We start from the raw sequence: 21,246 nt of genomic DNA on the forward strand, positions 1-21,246 counted from the left end.
TATAATCAGGTTAATCAGTTAAATCAAAGTTCAGACAATTAATCACTAAATCACTAAATAAAAATATACGACCTAATTCTTTAATCAATTTCAACCTATATCTATGAACAAATTTCGTTTGCTCTTACCATTGCTGATGCTCACGCTTGCAATACCTAAGGCAGAAGCTAAACTGTTGCCCAACAAAGCAAAACCTCAACAAGACACCGTAAAAATTGATTTTGAGTACCGATTAGAGGCAAGTATGCTAGGCTACTTTGCTAAAAACGGTACCCGCAACCCCACATTAAAGGCCAGTAAAGGGAGCACTGTACGCATCACTATTGTGAATACAGAATTAATGACCCACGATGTGGCCTTAGAGAAAATGGGCTTGAAGAGTAAGGTTGTCTCTGAAAAAGGACAAACTGCAAGCATAATCTTTAAAGCCGAAAAAAGCGATACTTATTATTGTACCGTGCCGGGGCACCGTGCTGCCGGAATGGTCGGTAAACTGGAAGTAGTCGATGGCCCGATTACAGAAGTAGCCGTAGTTGGAAAATTGCCAATGAAAGATGGACAGCCTCTAAACCTGAATTTTGAAACAGGCACACTAAAAGACTGGACGGCCACTGGCAATGCCTTTGCGAATCCGCTGTTTAGCCAAGACCCATCGCCTGTGCATGAAAAAGACATGAGTATTGGTTTTGAAGGAAAGTATTTTTTAAGCAGTGGCGGCACAGCCAATTATCAATCGATAGGAACGCTTACGTCGGTGCCTTTTAAGGTAACACAGCCTTATGCGGCTTTTAGCGTATCAGGTGGAGCTTTGCAAGATACCCGTGTGGAGCTCGTGCAAGCCGATACCAAGAAGGTGATTTTTCATTCAACAGGGCAGGGGCGCGCAACGCTACAGCCTGTTGTGGTTGATTTACGCCCTTACCTGAATAAGAATATTTTTATACGCATTATAGACAACGAAACGGGTATTTCGCAGATACCTTATATTCCGAACGATAAATGGGCGCATATCAACTTTGATAATTTCTTGTTTTATCCGAGCCGCCCCGATTTTCCGAATGAATTAAAACAAAAAGATATTATTATTCTGCCTCCGCTCGACCCTGTGTTAAACGCAGGTCTTTCGGGTACAGAAGCGGCAAAAGCAATGACTTTGCCTAAAGGATTTAAGATTAATCTGGCAGCCGCCGAGCCGGACATTATCCGTCCGATTTGTTTTACTATCGACTGGAAAGGTCGTTTGTGGGTGGTTGAAGGACACACTTACCCCGTACCTGCACCCGAAGGACAAGGCAGAGACCGCATTCTGATTTTTGAAGATACCAACGGCGACGGCACGCTCGATAGCCGAAAGGTATTTATGGAAGGGCTGAATCTGGTGAGTGGTATCGAACTAGGTATGGGTGGTGTATGGTTAGGAGCTGCGCCTTATTTGCTGTATGTGCCGCTTGATGCTGCTAACGACAAACCTGCTGGGCCGCCACAAATACTATTAGACGGTTGGGGAACACAAGATACGCATGAAGTACTTAATAGTTTCCGTTGGGGGCCAGATGGCTGGTTGTATGGTACGCATGGCGTATTTACGCATTCAAAAGTAGGTAAACCCGGTACACCTGACGACCAAAGAGCGAAAATTAATGGCGGTATCTGGCGATACCATCCGACCAAGCATGAGTTTGAAGTATTTGCTGAGGGCTCAAGTAATCCTTGGGGGCTTGATTTCAACGATTATGGACATGCATTCATTACTGCCTGTGTGATTCCTCACATGTATTATGTTATACAGGGCGCGCGCTATTTCCGTCAGGCCGGTAAGCACTTCAACCCATATATTTATGACGATATTCCGACCATTGCCGACCATCGCCATTGGTTGGGCGAAAGAGGGCCGCATGCGGGTAATTTTAGGTCTGGGTCTGCCGGTGGTGGCCATGCCCATTCGGGAGCGATGTTGTATTTAGGTGGAAGTTGGCCGCAGGAATACCGTAATAAAATCTTTATGAACAATATCAACGGTGCCCGCATGAACGTTGACCAATTGACACGAAAAGGCTCTGGCTATGTGGCATCGCATAACAAAGATTTTGTTATCATGAACGATTCGTGGTCGCAATGGCTCAACTTCAAATACGACCCAAGTGGCTCTGTGTTTGTGATTGACTGGTACGATAAAAACCAATGCCATAGCCCAAACCCTGATGTGCATAACAAAACAATGGGCCGTATCTTCAAGATTACGCACGATAACGATAAATGGGTACAAGCAGATTTATCAAAAGCCTCTGATTTAGAACTGGTAAATTACCAATTGCATAAAAACGAATGGTATGTGAGACAGTCGAGAGCTATTTTGCAAGAGCATGGGCCAAACCCTGAAGTGCATGCTGCCTTGAAAGAGATTCTGGCTAAAAATCCTGATGTTACACGCAAACTAAGAGCCTTATGGACATTGCACGTAACCAAAGGTCTTACCGAAAAAGATATGGTGGCTTTATTAGCCAACCCAAGTGAGTATATCAGAAGCTGGGCTATTCAGCTATTGGCAGAAGATAAAAGTGTTTCGCCAGAGACATTGAAGCGTTTGATTGCTATGGCAAAAACAGATGTTTCGCCATTGGTTCGTTTATATCTGGCGTCGGCCATGCAACGCATACACCCAAGCCAACGTTGGGATGTTGTAGAGGCATTGGCGCAAAAAGTAGCAGATAAAGCCGACCATAATCTGCCTTTAATGGTTTGGTATGCTGCCGAGCCTTTGGCTGCTTTAGATGCCAAACGTTTTATAACTATGTCGGAAAAAGCTAAATTACCTAAGTTTTTAGCCTACGCCATTCAACGTACAGGTGCTTTGAATACTACCGAAGCTAAAAATCTGTTAAAGGATTTAGACGGACGTTTAGATAAAGTGCCTTCAAAAACGAATCAGGATAATCAGGCATTAATTGCCAAAATTCTTGACCCGTCACATGATGCAAAAGCAAATCATGGAAACCATGAGGAGAGTCATTAATGTCTTGAACTTTGATTTACCTGATTTATATGATTTCTCTGATTACTAAGACACTGTTTAAGTTGTTGTTCACATCAAAAAATCATTTAAATCAAAACAATCAGGTAAAGCGGTACGCCGCCCCGGCAAAGTTCAAGACATATCACAAATAAAAAAAGATATGAAAACAAACATAAATCGTAATATATGGGGTGCTTTGGCGCTTATGCTGGTTGGCTGTTTTTGTGCCGGTGTTGCTTTTGGCCAGAGTGCTGTCAATTTCAATAAAACGAAAATTACCGGAGATTTTATCTCAGAGGGTGTAGCAGTAGCTGACCTCAACAAAGATGGTAAACTAGATATTGTGGCAGGGTATTATTGGTTTGAAGCGCCAAACTGGACACGCCATGAAATGGCTCCGTCAAGAGCATTTAAACCCCGTGAAGAATACAGCGAATCGTTTCTGAACCTAGGTATGGATGTAAATCTTGATGGCTGGGACGATGTGGTAATTATCGATTTTCCGGGGAAAGCGGGTTTCTGGTTCGAGAATCCAAAGAATAAACCGGGTCATTGGAAAAAACACATCATTGCCGATTCGATAGGGATTGCAAATGAATCACCGGGCTTTATTGATATTGATGGTGATGGTCGACTGGATATTCTTTGTGGCGATAAAGCCAAGAAGCAAATTGTATGGCTTCAAGCGCCAACCAAAAAAGGCGGAACCGAATGGAAGCGCAACGCCATCAGCAAAGAAAATGTACCCGGTACAGAGATATTTTCGCATGGCATTGGCTATGGAGATATTGACAAAGATGGTATCAACGATGTAGTGATACGTGAAGGTTGGTTTAAGGGCACAAAAGATAATAAAGGCGGCAATTGGGTATTTCATCCGGCCAATATTGGTGAGCCATGCTCGCACATGCAGATACTTGATGTAAACGGCGATGGCAAAGCCGACGTTGTAAGTGCCTCGGCCCATGCGCTTGGTATCTGGTTTCATGAGCAGGTAGAAAAAGATGGAAAGATAGATTTTGTTACTCACCTAATGAGCAACACTACTTCACAAACGCACTCCTCTATCATGGCCGATTTAAATGGTGATGGCAAAGCAGAATATATAACAGGCAAGCGGTTTCTGGCACATAATGGCCGTGACCCGGGCGATGCCGATGCACCTTATTTATTGTATTTTGAGTTTACCCCCGGCCAGAAACCTTACTGGAAAGAGCACGTAATAGATGCTGACTCAGGCGCCGGCCTTAATATAGTAGCCCAAGACATCAACAAAGACAAAAAGATTGACATCGTAGTAGCTAATAAAAACGGTGTGTTTTTGTTTGAGAATTTGGGGAGGAAGTAGGTATATAAAGTTTTTAACCACGGAGTTCTCGGAGTAAAAACTCACAGAGTTTCACGGAGTTTTTTACTGTTCTATGGAAACGATTTTAAAACTTATGCGGAATTGGATACAAAAGAGGCTGTCTCAAAAGAAAACGGCACAAAATATTATTTGGCAAGACACTGACCCCACTCCCCAACCCCTCTCCCCAACTGTGGGGAGAGGGGCTTTTTAGTCCCCTCCCCATTGTTGGGGAGGGTTAGGGTGGGGTCTTTTCCAAATATTATTTGGTATAAAAAACTTTTGAGACAGCCTCTTTGCGTTTGTTTAAAATGTTTGTGTATCATTCAATAGAACCTGTAATGCTGTTTTATTCAACGCCGCCGCCTAGTGCTCTGTATAAATCTACGATGGCGTTTAGTTTTTCTCTCTTAATATTAATGGCCTCCAGCTCGTTTTGCAAAGCATTGTTTTGTGCCGTGATAACTTCCAGATAATTGGCTACGCCGCTTTTATAAAGCAATAGTGCGTCACTTTTTGCTTTCATGAGTGAAGCGTTTTTCTGTTCTACCAGAGCTATACGGCTGTCGGAATACTTGGCAGTTGCCAAAGCATTTGAAACTTCGCCTACAGCGGTCAAGACCGATTGTCTGAATTGAACAGCCGCTTTTTCTTGCTCTATTATGGCTACTTCGTAGGCCGTTTGTAAAGCTTTTTTCTGGAAAATCGGCTGCACAAGGTTTACTCCCAGATTCTTAACTAATGAACCCGGTAAATCGAACCATGTATTGAATTTGAATGAGTTGGCACCAACCGAACTACTCAAACTTATGGCCGGATACATAGCTGCTTTTGCTAGTCCGGTTCTTGAGTTGGCCGAAACCACGGCATATTCAGCCGCTTTTACATCGGGTCTTCTGCTGAGCAACATGGCAGGCACACCCATCGGGAAAACTTCTTCGGGCGATGCCGCAGCAAAGTTTCCGGCTCTTTCAATGCGGTCAGGATAAGCGCCACAAAGTATGCTCAAGGCATTTTCGGTAACGGCTATATTCTGTAAGGCCAAAGGCACTAATAACTCGGCTGTTTTCTTTTGTGCTTCTGCCTGGTCAACAGCCAATGAGGTAATCTGGCCTGAGTTGTATTGCAAATGAAGAATACGCAAGGTACTATCACCAAGCTGGATATTGCGCTCAGCTATTTTCAATTGCTCGTCAAGCGTAATAAGGTTATAATACGCCTGCGCAACCTGTACTATTATACGTGTTTTTAATGCCGCAATGTTTTCTTTTTGTGCAAAGTAGTTGGCCAACGCCCCCTCTTTCATCATTTTGGTTTTACCCCAGATGTCGGCCTCCCAACCTAAGCGTAAAGTTGCGCTGTAATCGTCAAGAAAATTAGAACCTAAAAACTGGTCGCTTATCGACCCATTCAATGAGTTTTTAGAAAGCCATGTTCTGTTTGCGCCAAGGCTAAAGTCAAAAGTTGGTAAGAGATTCAGTCTTGCTTGTTGGTAAGTAAGGTCTAGTTGTTGCATAGTCTTTAAAGCAACAGATACCTCATTATTCCCCTTCAATGCTTTGTCGATTAAACCAACCAGAATCGGGTCTTTGAAAAAGGTTCTCCACGGCAGCATCACTGTATCGGCTGTTACAGCTATGGTATCTCTGTAATTTTGTGGTACGTTCAGGTCTGCCCGGCTATATTTCTTCCCGACACTACAAGCCGAAAGAAATGTAACCATCACTAACCCAACGATTATATATTTATTCGATAGTCTCATGTCTTAATGTGATGACGAGGTCAGTTTATTTTTTCTCGATATTTTTTCTTGCAGGTACTGGAAGAGCATGTATAACAGCGGTATCACGAAAATACCCAATATTACCCCGCTCAACATCCCGATAGCCGCGCTTGTACTGATAGACTTATTACCTGCGGCTGTTCCACCGGTGGCTGTCATCAATGGTATCATACCCACAATAAAGGCCAGTGATGTCATTACGATTGGTCTTATTCGGGCTTTTGCCGCTTCAATAGCCGAATCGAATATCGACATACCTGTGCTTCTGCGTTGCACGGCAAACTCAACAATCAGGATAGCATTTTTGGCTAATAGACCCACAAGCATAATCAAACCTACCTGTACATAAATGTTGTTATCGAGCCCGATAGCTTTAATGCCTACAAAAGCACCCAATACCCCCGTAGGAATAGAAAACAATACCGCCAATGGCAACAGGTAGCTTTCGTATTGTGCAGCCAGAAGAAAGTACACAAAAAGAAGGCTCAACATCAGGATAACTAAAGTCTGGTTGCCCGATTCTTTCTCTTCCAAACTCAAACCTGTCCATTCGTAGCTATAATCGCTTGGGAGTTTGTTCAATACATTTAGTTCCAGATTTTCCATCAAAGCCCCATTACTTGTGCCAGGTTGAGAAACTACGTTGATAGATACGGCATTGTATAGATTGTATCGGTTTACTGACTCAGGCCCATAAACTTTGTTAAGTGTAACCAAGGTCTTAACCGGAATCATTTCTCCCCGATCATTCCGAACAAATATCTCATTAAAGGCATTCTCATCGGTTCTGAATATGCCATCGGCTTTTACGTTTACCCGATAAAACTTACCAAATCTGGTAAAGTTCAATGATTGGTCTCCGGCAAAATACATTTGAATAGTACCGAGCATCGAACTAACGTCAACACCCAACTGGTTGGCTTTGTCTTCGTCTACTTCAAGCTCTAACTGCGGATAATCTACCCGAAAAACGGTGTAAGCCATTTGTACGCCCGGTTGTTTCATTATCTGCTCAATTACCTTATCGGCCATTGCTTTCAATGAAACCGCACCTCGGCCCATTCTATCCTGCAATACAAGTTCGGCACCACTGCTGATACCATACCCATCAACCGGAGGCATCCTGATAACCATTACTGTACCTTCTCTTACTGTGCTAAGTTTCTTTGTAATCATCTCGTGCACTGTCTCAATATCTTTCACTGCTCCTCTATCTTTTTTGTCTTTCAGCTTCACAAAGCCTGTTACATAGGCAGGGCTGGCATTACCACCAAGAATATTGAAACCCGTAATACTGGTATTTATATCAACTGCTTCTATGTCTTCCAACAATTTATCAATTTTCCCTGCGGCTTTAGTTGTGCGGTCAAGCGCAGTGCCAGGAGGCATGGCAAGGCTATACACCACAAAGTTGTCGTCTTCCATCGGTACAAAACTTCTGGTTGTGTTGGTAACCAATAGCACTGCGCCTACAATGGTGCTGATAACGAATAAAGCACCCACCCATTTGTTTTTGGCAAAAAAGCCTAAGCCTTTAATGTATCGGCCCGTCAGATTATCAAAGCCTGCATTGAAAGCAACAGTAAAGCGTCTGCCAAAGCTCATTTTCTTACGCTTATCGGTATGATTATCGGCATGTGTGTTTTTCAACAGCATGGCACAAAGCGCAGGCGTAAGCGTAAGGGCATTTACGGCCGAAATAATGATAGATACCGCAAGTGTATAAGCAAATTGTTTATAGAAAATACCTGATGAACCAGTCATGAAGCCAATCGGAATAAACACTGCCGACATTACGAGGGTAATAGATACTACCGCACCTGTAATTTCGCTCATGGCGCTATGCGTAGCTTCTCGCCCTGTCATGTTGGTGCCTTCGAGCTTACTGTGCACGGCCTCAACCACAACTATGGCATCATCAACCACAATACCAATAGCTAATACCAAGGCAAATAGCGTAAGGATATTGATAGTAAAGCCGAAAACCAACAGGAAGAAAAACGTACCTACAATAGCAACCGGAACGGCAATGGCCGGAATAATGGTTGAGCGGAAATCTTGCAGGAATAGGAATACCACAATAAATACAAGAATAAAGGCTTCTATCAGGGTAGACTTTACCTGGCCCGTAGCCTCATCAAGTCTTTCCTTAGTACTCATCAATTTATCGTATTTGATACCTGCCGGAAACGAGCGGGCAGCTTTTGCTACTTCGTTAGCTACGCCAATTTCAATCTCATTGGCATTTGAACCAGAGGTTTGCAAGATGGCAACCGTTACGGCATTTTTGCCATTGTTTTTGGTATCGCCACTGTAGCTGATAGAGCCAAACTCTAATCTGGATACATCTTTCAGGCGCACAAAATTGGCTCCGTTTCTTTTTACTACTATGTTTTCGTATTGCTCTGGCAGGTTCTTTTTCCCTTTATAACGGATAACGTACTCAAGGGCTGCATCTGATTCTTCACCGAATTTACCGGGTGCCGATTCTAAACTTTGTCGGGCAATGGCTGTAGTAACATCTTCGGGTACAAGCCCATAAACAGCCATTTTCTGAGGATTCAACCATACACGCATCGAATAATCTTTCAGACCAAATACCTGCGCTTGCCCTACACCGGGTACACGCTTGATTTGCGGAATAATATTGATGTTGGCATAGTTTTGTAAAAATAGCTCGTCGTATTTCTCGTTGTCTTCAGTATAAATATTGAAAATCATAATCATACTGTTCTGGCGCTTAGATGTGGTAAGACCTCCACGAACTACCTCTTGCGGTAATATTGGGGTTGCCTGTTGCACCCTGTTCTGTACGTTTACGGCAGCTTGGTCGGGATTTACGCCTTGCTTAAAAATGATGTCGATAGAAAAAGATCCATCATTACTTGCCGTAGACTTAATGTACTGCATATTTTCAACCCCGTTGATTTGCTCTTCGAGGGGTGTTACTACCGAACGTAGCACGGCTTCACTATTACCCCCCGGGTACATACCACTTACGTTAACAGTTGGGGGCGAAATATCGGGAAATCTTGTTATCGGAAGTCTTAAAAGACCTATGATTCCGAGTATAACAAATATGATAGATATTACTGTGGCCAATACTGGCCTATCTATTATGTTTTTTAACATGCTGAATATCTTTAAGGATTTAGAGAGAGGGAGATTAACGCTTAGCTGTGTCTGATGCCGCCACAGGGACTACTTTCATGCCCTGATTTAGTACATCAATACGGTTAAGCACAACTTTGTCGCCCGTAGTTAAACCAGTTTCTACAATGTAATTATTAGCAGAGCTTCCGCTGATTGTAATAGGTTTCATGTCTACCTTGTTGCTATCGCCTAATACAAACACAAAGAATCTATCCTGAATATCTTTCACACTCGACATCGGGATAACGATAGATGAATCGAACTCTTTTTTAATAACTACTTTAGCAGAGCCACCAGAACGCAGAATTTTATCAGGGTTCTGAAAAACAGCTTTTAAAGGGATACTCCCTGTCAGGCGGTCGATATTTCCACTTGCCATTTCAAGGCGGCCTTTGTGTTCATATACTGTGCCATCGGCCATTATCAACTCTATGGCATTGCTTCCTTCCTTGTTTTTCTGGTCTTTCATAAACGAAATATAGTCGCCCTCACTCAAAGAGAAATAAACAAATACCTGATTGATTTCTGACAGTGTTGTAAGCGGTGTAACATCACTAGGCGTAACTAAATTACCGATACGGTTCGGGATTCGGCCTATATAGCCACTCACAGGGGCTTTTATAAGGCTAAACGCTGCATTGATTTGCGACGAACCCAAGCCCGCAGTAGCTTGTGCTACCTGCGCTTTGGCAGAGGCATAGTTGGCTTCGGCTGTTTTAAGTTGTATTTCAGATACTACTTTGCCTTCTACAAGCGGTTTTATTTTTTCGAGTTCAAGGCGGGCAGCTTCTTCGGCAGCCATTGCTACTTTAACAGCAGCCTGGCTGGTTTTTACTTGTTCCTGGTACACATCTCCCTTAATTTTAAAGAGAGATTGGCCTTTTTTTACGTAGTCGCCTTCTTTTACATAGATTTCTTCGAGGTAACCAATTACCTGTGCTTTTACGTCTACATTTACGGTACCTTCAATAGCACCCGGATACTTCTTCTCAACAACCGCTGCTGATGTATGTATTTGCATTACGTCAACATCAACAGGGGCTTCCTGTGGTGCTTGGCTTGTATTGCTTGCACATGACATTAAAAACAGATTGGCTAGTAAAAATAATGTTGTTATAGTAGTAGCTTTTCTTTGTGGAAACATTTTTAGCATTTTTTGGGAGATTAATTTTCAATGCAAAAAAAATAAAGCATTTACACAAATAAGGCTTGGAAATGACCGAACCGTGAATATTTATTGCTGAAACGAAGATAAGTTTAACCGAAAATCTGACTTAGAGTTACCTAAATGAAAGATGAAAATTAGCTGATAAAGTCATGATCTATGTAAGATAGAAATCATTGTAGTTTCATGAACTAATACACATAAAAATACGTTTTTGCGCCACTAAATTGCAATAATGGGGTAGAGGGAAGCAAAATAATAAGAAATAAAATAGTTTATTAATGCTTGAAAAAGCAAGTTGTTATGGCAACGCCTCGTGCGATGAAGCGACTTAAAAATCCAGCCAGTTTTTTAATAGATTGGCTTTTTCGCGGCTTACAATTATTTCTACCTCAGGGTCATTTTTTATATCAATCTTGAGTTTGCCGTTGAAATAATTGTGAATCTGCTGTATGGCATTGATGTGCACAATAAACTGCCTGTTGGCTCTGAAGAATAACTTAGGGTCAAGCTGTTGTTCCAGCTCTTCTAGTGTTTGTGGTACTATTTCTTCTGTACCTGTGTGTAGGGTTGCCCGTGTTATTTTGAGTTCAGAATAAAAATAGATAATGTCTTCTACCATTAAAGATTTGTAGCCATCACGATAAGGTAACAAAAACCTGCTTCTGAATTCTTTAGGTTTCAAGTAATTCAGCAAACCTTCAATCGATTTTTCCTGCTGCCCTGATACAAATGTCTCTAGCTTTTCGAATGCGGCTTCTAATTCTTCGGGTTCTACTGGTTTTAGCAGATAATCTACGCTGTTGTATTTGAATGCTCTTACAGCGTATTCGTCATAAGCAGTAGTAAATATAATAGGGCAGTTAATGTTTACTCTGGCAAAAATATCAAAACTTATGCCGTCGGCCAGCCTTACGTCCATCATCACAACATCGGGGTTATCATTGGTGTTAAACCAATCAACGCTATCTGCAATGCTATCAAGCACCGCAACAATGCTGGCCTTTGGCCGGATGGTTTTAATTAAGCGCTGTAATCGGTCAGCATTAGGCTTTTCGTCCTCTATAATTAGTATGCGGTTAATCATAATTTTATCAGAGGTATTATTACTTTAAATGAAGTATCGTCTCGTATAATTTCCGGTTCTTTTTCCGACAAAAGTTTATAGCGTCTGATGATGTTTTTTATGCCAATTCCTGACGAATTGAGCGGCTTTTCGATAGGTAAAAGCGCATTTTCAACAATCAGGCGGCAATCGTCGGTATTATAAATCCTTATTTGAAGCGGGTCTTTTTTACTTGTCTTGTTATGTTTCAGCGCATTTTCGACCAACAATTGCAAAGTAAGTGGCGGCATAGATAAGCGACGACTTTCTTTGTCGACCTCAACACAGAAACTTACGCCCTCACCAACCCTATGCTTGATAAGAAACATATAAGAGTTCAGAAATTTTAGCTCGTCTTCCAACGAAATAATATCTTTCTTTGAGTTAACGAGCATATACCGATAGATTTTTGAGAAATTTTCGGCGTATTCGTAGCCCAATTGTTGGTTTTCAAGAATAAGCTCAGAGAGCACACTCAGGTTATTGAAAACAAAATGCGGGTCTATTTGTAGTTTTAATGATTGCAATTCGGCTTCAATTACCAATTGGTTTAGCTCGGCTGTTTTTACGGCCTCGTTTTTCCAGTTCAGAATCAGGTAATTGCCAATGTTTATAGCCATTATCATGAGTGCAATTATTGTACTCACTACTAACCATTGCAGATCTCCACGGTTTTTTTCGATCGAGTTAGTTACCATTGACACATCACTGTCGCCGTAGTAATAAGTAAAAACCGAGTTTGTTAGGAGATGAATCAATATTACCGCCAACAGGTTTAAACTTGTTTCAATCAGAAGTCGTCGGCTGGGTTTTTCGGTCCATTGTATATATCGGTTGAGTTTAAGACCGATAAATATGCTTGTTTCAGAAACCAGAAAACAGAAAAGCAATGAAATAGACCAATCGATTATAATGTCGGGAATATCGCGGGTAAAGTAGTTTTTCCAGCAGGGCGAGTAGGGGTCTATGATATAAGAGACCAGATACAGCAATAGAAAGGCTGAAACGATAAACAGAATGCGTTTTCCTTTGTTATTCAGAAATGTATCTTTCTTCATCAAGTTTGTTTAGAGGTGTTTAATATACATCCTTTTTAGGGGTATTGGTGTATAAACAATATTTCTTTTTCTGACACAAATTTCTTGATATAAGGAAAAAGAAGCTCAAACTTTCTTTATCAAGTGTTATTTTTGACTACTGAATATTCATTTTTACTTACTGAAACAGTTTTGAAAAGAATTATGGGGTCGGGATTGTGAGTGCCGTTAAAAAAAGTAGGTTTTAAAACATAGCATATGAGTGCATCTGATAAAAAGAGTAGAGTATGTCCATGAATGACGGTTAGTCGCTGCTTAAGGTGTTCCAATTTTATGTAGGCACATAAACTGGTAAAGAGATGATTTGCTTGTATAAGGTTGTAGTAGTAGATGATTTTTTAATAAAAGTATTGTTTTAAGAGTCAATCTTACCAATACCAATCCTATTAATAGTTTGTTTATACTCCTGAAAAAATCATAAAACTTGCTCTAACTATAAAACATCAAATCCAATATCTTTTAAATAATTGAAGGTAGAATTATAGAATTCGGGTTGCCTTGTATGGTCTTCTATGTTTCCTTCTGGAACAACTATTACCATTCCTTGTCTCGCTCTTGTAAGTAAAACTCTGTAAGCATTAATTAGGTACTTTTTGCGAACATCTTTATGAATATTCTGCCATTTGTTTCCAACAAAAGAAAATGTTTTCCAACCGTCTTTTGTAAAACGCAGATCACCATCCCAAGTTACGCAAGCCCAGTCCAATTCTAAGCCTTGTACTTGAAATTCGGTTGCTACATCTTCAAGAAAATAAGACGAACGAATATCGTCTTTACCGTCTAAAAACCAATTAATGTGATTAATTTCTGTCTTTACATCAATCGCCAAGGGTTTTAAGCGATACGCTTGAGAAGAAACAACAATGCCATATCTTTCGCTACCTCTTGCTTTCTCTTTAAGCCACTTTTTTGCCTTTTCAATATCTCTGGTGATTACAATTGGGTATTTATCTTGTAATTGAAGTCGCCTGTTTTTGGCATTTTCATCAATGTCTAAAATTTCTTTTACTAATTTGGATAAATACTCTGCTCTGAAAGATCTCATTGAAACCGCCAAGTGTAAATCAGGATTAAAGACAACCAAACTCTTTGCTTCTAATTCTTTTATGGTTGTTTGAGCATCGTATTCGCTATCAAATAAGTTAGGGGAAATTCTTGTCTCCCAGCTTGGAAAGTTATTTTTAACCGCCGACAACCACTCTGAAATCCCAGCTTCGCCTGTGTTTATTTCTTGTCCACCACCAACTAAGCATACTACCACAGCCCAATCTTGATGTCTGTTTAAACAGGAAATAAGAAATTCAGGCTCTGAATGTTGAAAGTTAGGAATTCCTTTTTTTTGCTGCATAAATTTGACTGTCTGCTCTTTTGTCCAGGCTCTTTGAGCTTCATCAAAAACTGCAACATGATCGTAAGGAGCTTTAGGGTCTCGCAGATACTCATCGCGATAATGATGTATAATTTGAATAAACGCTTTTACGCTTTCTCGTGCTTGTTTTTTTGTTAGTTTATTGCCTTTAAGATTTTCCTGTACAACCTTATCTCTTGCAAGTGCTTCCTGCAAAATATCTACTAATGGCTTATTGCCTGATAAGAAAACACATGTATTCCCTTTTTCTTTATCTAAGTGCTCGGTTGCAACCTTCAAACCAACAAGGGTTTTTCCTGCTCCCGGAACTCCGGTTACAAAGCAAATAATTTTCTTACTGTTGCTTTTAGCATACTCAATGGTTTCAGAAATGTATTTCGTAGTAGTTTTTAAATTAATGGCATCAGCATCACTTCTGGTAATTTCTTCAACGTTGTGATTATTATATAAACTTATGGCTGCTTCAATAATAGTTGGTGTTGGTGAATAGCTGCCAGTAACATAATTAATACTGTCAATGGTATTAGCATCCTGAAAGAAGTTTAAGACATGAGTGATTGTATTTCCTAGATTTTCTGCATTTGTTTTTAAGGGATTTATCAGATTGTCGTTATGGCTGGAAGTAATTATTTCAAACGGACTTGATTTTGCATGCGTGGCTACCAAAATTGGGACCAGTAAAAGCGTGTGACTTGGTTTATGAAAATTTTTTAAATCTAAAGCATAATCCCAAACCTGCTCAATATTTTGATTGATAAATTCTTTCTCTCCAACTTTGAACTCAAGTACAAAAACAATGTTTTTGATGATTAACAAGCAGTCAACTCTCTTACCCATTCTTGGAATTGAAAACTCAAAAAACAAATGGCCGTCGTGGTTTTCTAAAATTTGTTTCAAGAGTTTAATCTGAAATTCCCAGGCATAGAGTTCTGTATTTATGTGCCCTAGTCGTCCATTAACTGATATTTCTCCAATAATCGTTGCAGCAGATTTTTGAAGAAAGTCGGATATTTTATCTGAATAATAATAGTTTAGCATTGTGTCTTTTTAAAATTTATTATTCAAGTAGCTATTCTAATGCTTTTAGAAAAAAATCTCAGGAGAAGTTTGTACAAATAATGCTTCTGTCACCGAAAAGCTTCTTGATTGTTTTGGATCGTAATAGATGAGGTAGTGCTCATCTTTAAAAATATGAAGGTAATAATTATAAAGATAAAGCACCAGTAAATACTATGTCGCGCTTAGAAAGATTACCGATAATCTTTGTACTATCTTTTAGGCTTATACACTCGTTTTGACACTGATGGGCTGTAGCCGCCTATATACAATTGGCCGATAGTCGTTTTTAGTTTTTCGGGGAAATCATCGGTGCATAGTACTTCTGCAACATCGAATGCTTTTAAGGCTAGTTCGGCAGTTGCTCTACTGTCGGCACCTGCTCTATGGTGATTTAAGTTGATATTATTAATGCTGCAAAGTGTTTTTAAATCATAACCCGGTAAGCCTTGCCAGACTTTCTTTGAAAATATGTAACTGCATGAGTAGTTTAATGATGGGAAGGGTATTTGATAGGTTTCAAGTGTTTTTCTCAAAACACTCATATCGAAGCTGGCATTATGTGCTATTAAAAATTGGTTTTCGATTAAAGGAAGAATTTCACGCCACAACTCAGGAAACTCGGGTTTATCTGCTACATCTTCTGGTCTGATGCCATGAATAAGGATATTAAAATAATCGAATCTATTATAGATGGGTTTGATAAGCCATGACTTTGTTTCAAGAATCTGTCTGTTTTTAACGAATGTCAGACCAATTTCACAGGGGCTGTTTCTATCTGCTGATGCTGTTTCAAAGTCAATAGTTATGAAATCCATTTATGGGGTTTAGGTTTAATAGATGTTAATAAGCAATAAACCCCAAATATTGAATAAAATTACAAATACCGCAAGAAAAACTATTAAACGGTATATTGCCATTTAATCAAAGCAATCAGCTAATAAAACAAGATAAAGCGTAGAATACACAATAAAAAAGCCTTGATTATCAAGGCTTTGGTGTGATTTTCTATAGTGTTGTTTTATACTTATTTTGCTTGGTTACTTGCCTATGCAAAACTTGCTGAAAATATTCGCCAGCAAATCGTCAGTAGTAATTTGTCCGGTAATTTCTCCTAAGTGATACAAAGACAATCTAATATCTTGGGCCAGGAAGTCTCCGGTGATACCTAGTGCTAGTCCCTTTAATACTTCTTCCAGGGCATCGTGCGATTTTACCAGATGTTCGTAATGGCGCAAATTGGTCAGCATGGTGTCTGACTGTTTTTTTATCTTGGCTTTGGCTACAATGGTGTCTTTTAATTCTTCGATACCAATGTTGTTTTTGGCTGAGATGTTGATGGATTCCTCACCCAACCCTCTCCTTAGAGGAGAGGGCTTAAAAGTTTCTGTTGGAGATTTACTCCCCTCTCCTCCAAGGAGAGGGGTAGGGGGTGAGGAAATAAAATGCTCAGCTATCGTTTGCAATACTTTCTCAATATCTTCTAATACTTCTCTGTTAGAGAATCTTAGAATTTTTATGCCGTAGATAAACTCAATTTCAAGGCTTCTGGCTGCGTCATATTTCTTTTGAGTACCCTCATGATGGTGAGCGCCATCTATTTCAATGCCTAATCTAGATTCATCACAATAAAAATCAAGTATGTAGCCGTCTTCTAAAGGGTGTTGTCTTCTGAATTTCCTGTCGCCTAGTTGCCTGTTTCTCAACAATTCCCAAAGGATTTCTTCAGTCTCTGTAGAAGTCCTACGCAATTCTCTTGCTTTTTTTAAGAGGTTGGTAGAAACTACATTAAAGGCAGATTTTGCTGGAGATTCCTCACCCCCAGCCCCTCTCCTTGGAGGAGAGGGCTTAAAAGCCTCTGTTGGAGATTTACCCCCCTCTCCTTGAAGGAGAGGGGCTGGGGGTGAGGAAAATAAATCAATCTTATTCCTCACCCAAATCACTTCCTTATCTTTCACCATGTCGGCAAAGGTATTGGCAAGGAATAACTGGTCGACTTCGTTTTCGAAGAGTAGAATAATGATTTCGGCTTTTTCCATTGCCTGTTTTGAGCGCTCAATGCCTATGGTTTCTACTACATCTTTGGTTTCGCGGATACCTGCCGTGTCGATGATACGGAATTTGATGCCACCAATAAAAAGAATATCTTCAATTACATCACGGGTAGTACCTGCAATGTCGGTTACAATGGCTTTGTCTTCGTTGAGCAGTATGTTTAGCAGTGTCGACTTGCCGGCATTGGGTGGGCCAATAATAGCTACCGGAATCCCTTCTTTAATGGCATTCCCTGAATCAAAAGAGTCTATTAATTTTTTCAGAAAATTCTGAATTTTCAATATTAATTGTCTTAAATCGTCTCGCCCGGCAAATTCTACATCTTCTTCGCCGAAATCGAGTTCTAGTTCTACTAATGAGGCAAAGTGCACTAATTCTTCTCGTAAGGCTTTTAATTGGGTCGAAAACCCGCCTCGCATTTGGTTCAATGCTGTTTTGTGGGCTGCCTCAGAGTCGGCCGCAATTAAATCGGCTACTGCTTCGGCCTGCACTAAATCAAACTGTCCGTTCAGAAAAGCTCTTTGTGTAAACTCGCCGGGCTTTGCCATGCGGCAGCCGTTTTGTATGAGTAGCTTAAGTATATATTTAATAATGTAGTCGCTGCCATGACACGATATTTCTATCACATCTTCTTTGGTAAAGCTGCGGGGCGTTTTAAAAACCGATAGAAGCACTTCGTCAATGATTTTTCCTTCGGCATTGTCCGTATAATCTCTGATAGTTCCGAAATGAATGGTATGAGATTCAACCTTGGTCAGGTCTTTACCTTTAAAAATCTTATTGACAATTTCGAAGGTCCGCTCGCCCGAAACTCTTAATACCCCAATGGCTCCTACGCCTTGTGGAGTTGCCAACGCACAGATGGTGTCTAGTTGAATCATGTTTTATGGTGAGAAACAGTCCATTTAATCATTTAAATCGTGTAAATTGGTCTTATCTCAAGGAAATTTGATTAAAATTTATTTACTTTTGCAAATCTACTTTTAAACTTTTGCTCTTAAAAGTAGTTTAGAGTATGTTTAAATTTTGATATTCCGACCGGGATATAAATAATTTTTAAACACACGCTTAGGCTGTTGACCCCTTATAACAGAATTACGTTGCTTTCTTATGATAAAAACTAAGTACCTGTGGTATATCAATGCCTTTTTGACATTGGTTGCGATATACATGGCCTACCGCATTTGGTTTGCACCTAAAAGAGATGCCTGGAATTATATTCCTGACAACGCATTTTTAGTGGTCGAAAGTTCGCAAATTCAACGTTCTCTCTTTAATAAGCAAGGCTTTGACTCTACACAATTGGCCGATATTCCGTTTTTCTACGATGCACTTCAACCTTTAAAGAAAATAGTACAAAGTGTTGATGAAAACGAGGTTGCCGAAAAGTTTTTGCGTCGCAAGCGCATCACTTATTCGCTGCATCGTGAAACCAAAAAGAATCTTGAGTATATTATTTATATTCCGATGGGTACTTTTGGGGCTGCCGAGTTCTTGAATCAGCTCACAAAACCTGACCCTAGCAAGCGTAAAGTATATGGGCGCACTTACAAAGGCACCCGAATAGATGAGCTTTATACGGCCAACAACTTATTGATGTTTAACTTTCTGATTCATGACGATTTCTTGATTTGTAGTGGCTCAAAGGTTTTACTTGAAGAAGTGGTTAATCGTATTAAATCAGGCGGAGCGACCGAGGGTTTTCCGTTTAAAGAAAGTCGCCGGGGAATAGCGCATATCTATTTCAAGAGCCGTAATCTGCAAGATGTGGCCGATATTCTGCCCTCTCAGCTTTCTCCAAACCTGATAGAGTTTTTTGGGAATATAGCCCCTCGAAACCCCGATATTGTTTTTGAGAAGCCCAAAATCCCGAATACGGTGTCGGCCTATATTTATTCAAAAGGTACAAACACCATTCCGTTTTTAGGTATTTTTAGTCAGCAAATGCCACAGCCTTTTACCTGTACCGACCTGATACCCGAAAACACGGCCATTACATTCCGTATAAGTTTTAAAAACAAAAATAAGCTTGCACAAGATTTTAATAATTATTTCAGAGGCAACGAACAGGCGCTTCTGGCTGAGCGAGATAGCCTTAATCGTTTTCTGAATATCAATATCCCGAGCCTGTATTCAATCTTAAAAAATGAGGTTGTGTTGTGCGAAATGGAAACCTCGTCAGATGAACCTTCGAAGAAAATACTGCTCATTAAAACCGAAGATCCTGCCGATGCCTTGAATATGTTTGATGATTTGGCCGATAACGCCGAAAAACTATCTTCTTATTTTAAGCCTCAGCCTTTTAGTTATCTGAACAACTACGTACGTAAGATTCAGATAAGCCAGTTGCCGGCTTTACTTTTTGGCTCTATTTTCAGAGGTTTTGCTGATTGCTATTATACGCAAATAGGCGACTACATGATTCTGGCGAGTGATGATGATGCCATGCGTGAGTACCTCAATAACCTGAACTTTGGCCAAACCTGGGCGAAATCTAACATTTATACCGATTTCGTTAAAAAACTTCGTCCGCAGGCGCAGGTTACGGCTATTATCAGTCCACAACGAATCTGGAATAACCTCTATTATTCCTTGCCGCAAAAATGGCGCAGCAGTACTATCAAGCACGAGCAAAGGGCTAAAGCCATACGTTTTGTGGCCGTTGAAAACTTTGTAATCAATAATACTTTTGGCACAAAACTGCTCATTGAGAAGATTCCGCAAACGCAAAAAGAAGTATTGGTTAACCGATTCTTTTTACAGGATAGCCTTAGTGCTAATGCCGCTTTTGTGGGCAAGCCTTTTATTATTAAAAATGCGTATAATACATCAGAAGAGATTTTGCTACAACGCGCCGACCATCAAGCGGTATTGTTGAGCAATGCGGCTAAGGAAGTAAATACAATACCACTGAGCCAACCGCTTACGAGTGCGTATCTGCTACCGACCGATTATTTCCAGAATGGCACTTTGCATTATCTGGCTACAACTGCCGATAAACTTTTGTTTTTTACCCGCGAAAATCAGACCGGACTAGTTGCCAACTATGCCGATATTGATTTTAGTGGTTCAATAAGAGCAGTAGCTGCCAGCGAAACAAAGATATATGTAGCCGACGATGGCGGAAATGTCTATGTAATTAATGAAGAAACGCAGAACATCAGCAAGGTGAAAATACCAATGTTGCTGACTGATATTATGCGCATTCAGCCGGTAAAATACAAGAACAATACCTATCTGGCTATTCTGCAAAAAGATGGGACACTCAATGTGATTTATGAGCAGGGACCGTTTTTGAAGGGTTTCCCGAAAGTGCCGCTGACGGCTCGTCCGGTAGAGATGGTGATAGAAGAGGGGCAGGGGAAAAACTCAATTATTACGCTCATTTCAGAAACAGGAGAGATAAAGAAAGTAGACATGAATGGTAATTCGCTTGACAGAGCGAATATTCAGTTGGAACGACCTGACAAGGCAACGGTTTTTGAAGTGATTTTCGACCAGAATCATAAAGACTGGCTCATTGCCCGCCGAACGCCTACTTCGTTGATTATACTGAACAAACAAGGGAACGCGGTTTTAGAAATAGGAAGCACCAATTTTATGAAATCTCAATTGCGTTATTTCGATTTAGGTAACGATTTGCGCTTCGTCGGGATTTTTGATGGAAAGAATAACACCTTGTTCGATTTAAAAGGCAGAATGCTAGGCGATAAGCCTTTGGCCGCTACGGCTCTACCGGCAGTTTCGTATTCAGAGGCATACAATAAGCTATTTATCTATAATACTAATAAAACCAGATTTGAGGTTTGGACGGTGAAGTTGAAGTAGGTATTAATGATTTTTTTAAGCCTGTAGACAAAGGCGCAGACAAGGTTTTGACTAAAGCCATCTTTGAGGTTGTTATTTATTCTCTAGCTAATTAGAGTTCAAGCAATATAGAAAAGAACGCTTATTTTGTGGAACTAATCATTAAGGGAACACAGGTATTAGCTATTAATATTGAATCATCGCACTTCGGTGAATAAATTTCCTTTGTTATATTAGACACCCAATTATTAAGGTTCCAGAAATAAGCGTTCTTTAAATAAATCAGACCGATTCG

11 protein-coding genes are annotated in these 21,246 nt (G+C 40.3%); 3 read left to right on the forward strand and 8 right to left on the reverse strand.

Annotated elements, in window-relative coordinates:
* Positions 1 to 103 precede the first annotated feature (103 nt).
* Both WAE64_RS19975 and WAE64_RS19980 read left to right on the forward strand, forming a co-directional pair.
* Positions 104 to 3,013 (forward strand): PVC-type heme-binding CxxCH protein, encoded by a 2,910-nt coding sequence (locus WAE64_RS19975; RefSeq protein ID WP_340239501.1) that lies wholly within the window; start codon positions 104 to 106, stop codon positions 3,011 to 3,013.
* Between the two features lie 205 nt (positions 3,014 to 3,218).
* Entirely contained in the window at positions 3,219 to 4,361 is a 1,143-nt protein-coding gene (locus tag WAE64_RS19980; RefSeq protein WP_340239643.1) for an FG-GAP repeat domain-containing protein, read from the forward strand.
* Between the two features lie 349 nt (positions 4,362 to 4,710).
* Here WAE64_RS19980 and WAE64_RS19985 read toward each other — a convergent pair whose 3' ends face one another.
* The 8 genes from WAE64_RS19985 to mnmE all read right to left on the reverse strand — a co-directional run bounded on the left by WAE64_RS19985 (position 4,711) and on the right by mnmE (position 18,025).
* Complete coding sequence (locus WAE64_RS19985) at positions 4,711 to 6,123, reverse strand: TolC family protein (protein ID WP_340239503.1); 1,413 nt, start codon at positions 6,121 to 6,123, stop codon at positions 4,711 to 4,713.
* A 3-nt stretch (positions 6,124 to 6,126) separates the two neighbouring features.
* Entirely contained in the window at positions 6,127 to 9,276 is a 3,150-nt protein-coding gene (locus tag WAE64_RS19990; protein WP_340239505.1) for an efflux RND transporter permease subunit, read from the reverse strand.
* Positions 9,277 to 9,310: 34 nt separating this feature from the next.
* The gene (locus WAE64_RS19995; RefSeq protein WP_340239507.1) at positions 9,311 to 10,441 is read right to left on the reverse strand and encodes an efflux RND transporter periplasmic adaptor subunit; all 1,131 of its coding nucleotides are present in this window, start codon (positions 10,439 to 10,441) and stop codon (positions 9,311 to 9,313) included.
* 352 nt (positions 10,442 to 10,793) lie between these two features.
* Positions 10,794 to 11,549, reverse strand: coding sequence for a LytR/AlgR family response regulator transcription factor (locus WAE64_RS20000; protein ID WP_340239509.1), 756 nt, complete (start codon positions 11,547 to 11,549; stop codon positions 10,794 to 10,796).
* Positions 11,546 to 12,625 carry a sensor histidine kinase gene (locus WAE64_RS20005; protein ID WP_340239510.1) on the reverse strand — a complete coding sequence of 360 codons (1,080 nt, stop codon included), beginning with the start codon at positions 12,623 to 12,625 and terminating at the stop codon, positions 11,546 to 11,548. Before WAE64_RS20005 ends, WAE64_RS20000 begins: the two co-directional genes overlap by 4 nt.
* Before the next feature lie 472 nt (positions 12,626 to 13,097).
* The gene (locus WAE64_RS20010) at positions 13,098 to 15,071 is read right to left on the reverse strand and encodes a DUF2075 domain-containing protein (protein ID WP_340239512.1); all 1,974 of its coding nucleotides are present in this window, start codon (positions 15,069 to 15,071) and stop codon (positions 13,098 to 13,100) included.
* 230 nt (positions 15,072 to 15,301) lie between these two features.
* Positions 15,302 to 15,907: a 3'-5' exonuclease gene (locus tag WAE64_RS20015; RefSeq protein WP_340239514.1), complete on the reverse strand. Its 606-nt coding sequence runs from the start codon at positions 15,905 to 15,907 to the stop codon at positions 15,302 to 15,304.
* A 222-nt stretch (positions 15,908 to 16,129) separates the two neighbouring features.
* Positions 16,130 to 18,025 (reverse strand): tRNA uridine-5-carboxymethylaminomethyl(34) synthesis GTPase MnmE, encoded by a 1,896-nt coding sequence (gene mnmE, locus WAE64_RS20020; protein WP_340239516.1) that lies wholly within the window; start codon positions 18,023 to 18,025, stop codon positions 16,130 to 16,132.
* A 229-nt stretch (positions 18,026 to 18,254) separates the two neighbouring features.
* Here mnmE and WAE64_RS20025 point away from each other — a divergent pair, with 229 nt between their 5' ends.
* Positions 18,255 to 20,972 (forward strand): hypothetical protein, encoded by a 2,718-nt coding sequence (locus tag WAE64_RS20025; RefSeq protein WP_340239518.1) that lies wholly within the window; start codon positions 18,255 to 18,257, stop codon positions 20,970 to 20,972.
* Positions 20,973 to 21,246 lie beyond the last annotated feature (274 nt).

The sequence above is a fragment of the Emticicia soli genome (assembly GCF_037860775.1).
Classification (GTDB): Bacteria; Bacteroidota; Bacteroidia; order Cytophagales; family Spirosomataceae; genus Emticicia; species Emticicia soli.

What these genes read in the sequence shown, in the direction of transcription:
- WAE64_RS19975 (WP_340239501.1), top strand. Translation starts at nt 104, where the DNA reads ATGAACAAATTTCGTTTGCTCTTACCATTGCTGATGCTCACGCTTGCA.
- WAE64_RS19980 (WP_340239643.1), top strand. Translation starts at nt 3,219, where the DNA reads ATGCTGGTTGGCTGTTTTTGTGCCGGTGTTGCTTTTGGCCAGAGTGCT.
- WAE64_RS19985 (WP_340239503.1), bottom strand. Translation starts at nt 6,123, where the DNA reads ATGAGACTATCGAATAAATATATAATCGTTGGGTTAGTGATGGTTACA.
- WAE64_RS19990 (WP_340239505.1), bottom strand. Translation starts at nt 9,276, where the DNA reads ATGTTAAAAAACATAATAGATAGGCCAGTATTGGCCACAGTAATATCT.
- WAE64_RS19995 (WP_340239507.1), bottom strand. Translation starts at nt 10,441, where the DNA reads ATGTTTCCACAAAGAAAAGCTACTACTATAACAACATTATTTTTACTA.
- WAE64_RS20000 (WP_340239509.1), bottom strand. Translation starts at nt 11,549, where the DNA reads ATGATTAACCGCATACTAATTATAGAGGACGAAAAGCCTAATGCTGAC.
- WAE64_RS20005 (WP_340239510.1), bottom strand. Translation starts at nt 12,625, where the DNA reads ATGAAGAAAGATACATTTCTGAATAACAAAGGAAAACGCATTCTGTTT.
- WAE64_RS20010 (WP_340239512.1), bottom strand. Translation starts at nt 15,071, where the DNA reads ATGCTAAACTATTATTATTCAGATAAAATATCCGACTTTCTTCAAAAA.
- WAE64_RS20015 (WP_340239514.1), bottom strand. Translation starts at nt 15,907, where the DNA reads ATGGATTTCATAACTATTGACTTTGAAACAGCATCAGCAGATAGAAAC.
- mnmE (WP_340239516.1), bottom strand. Translation starts at nt 18,025, where the DNA reads ATGATTCAACTAGACACCATCTGTGCGTTGGCAACTCCACAAGGCGTA.
- WAE64_RS20025 (WP_340239518.1), top strand. Translation starts at nt 18,255, where the DNA reads ATGATAAAAACTAAGTACCTGTGGTATATCAATGCCTTTTTGACATTG.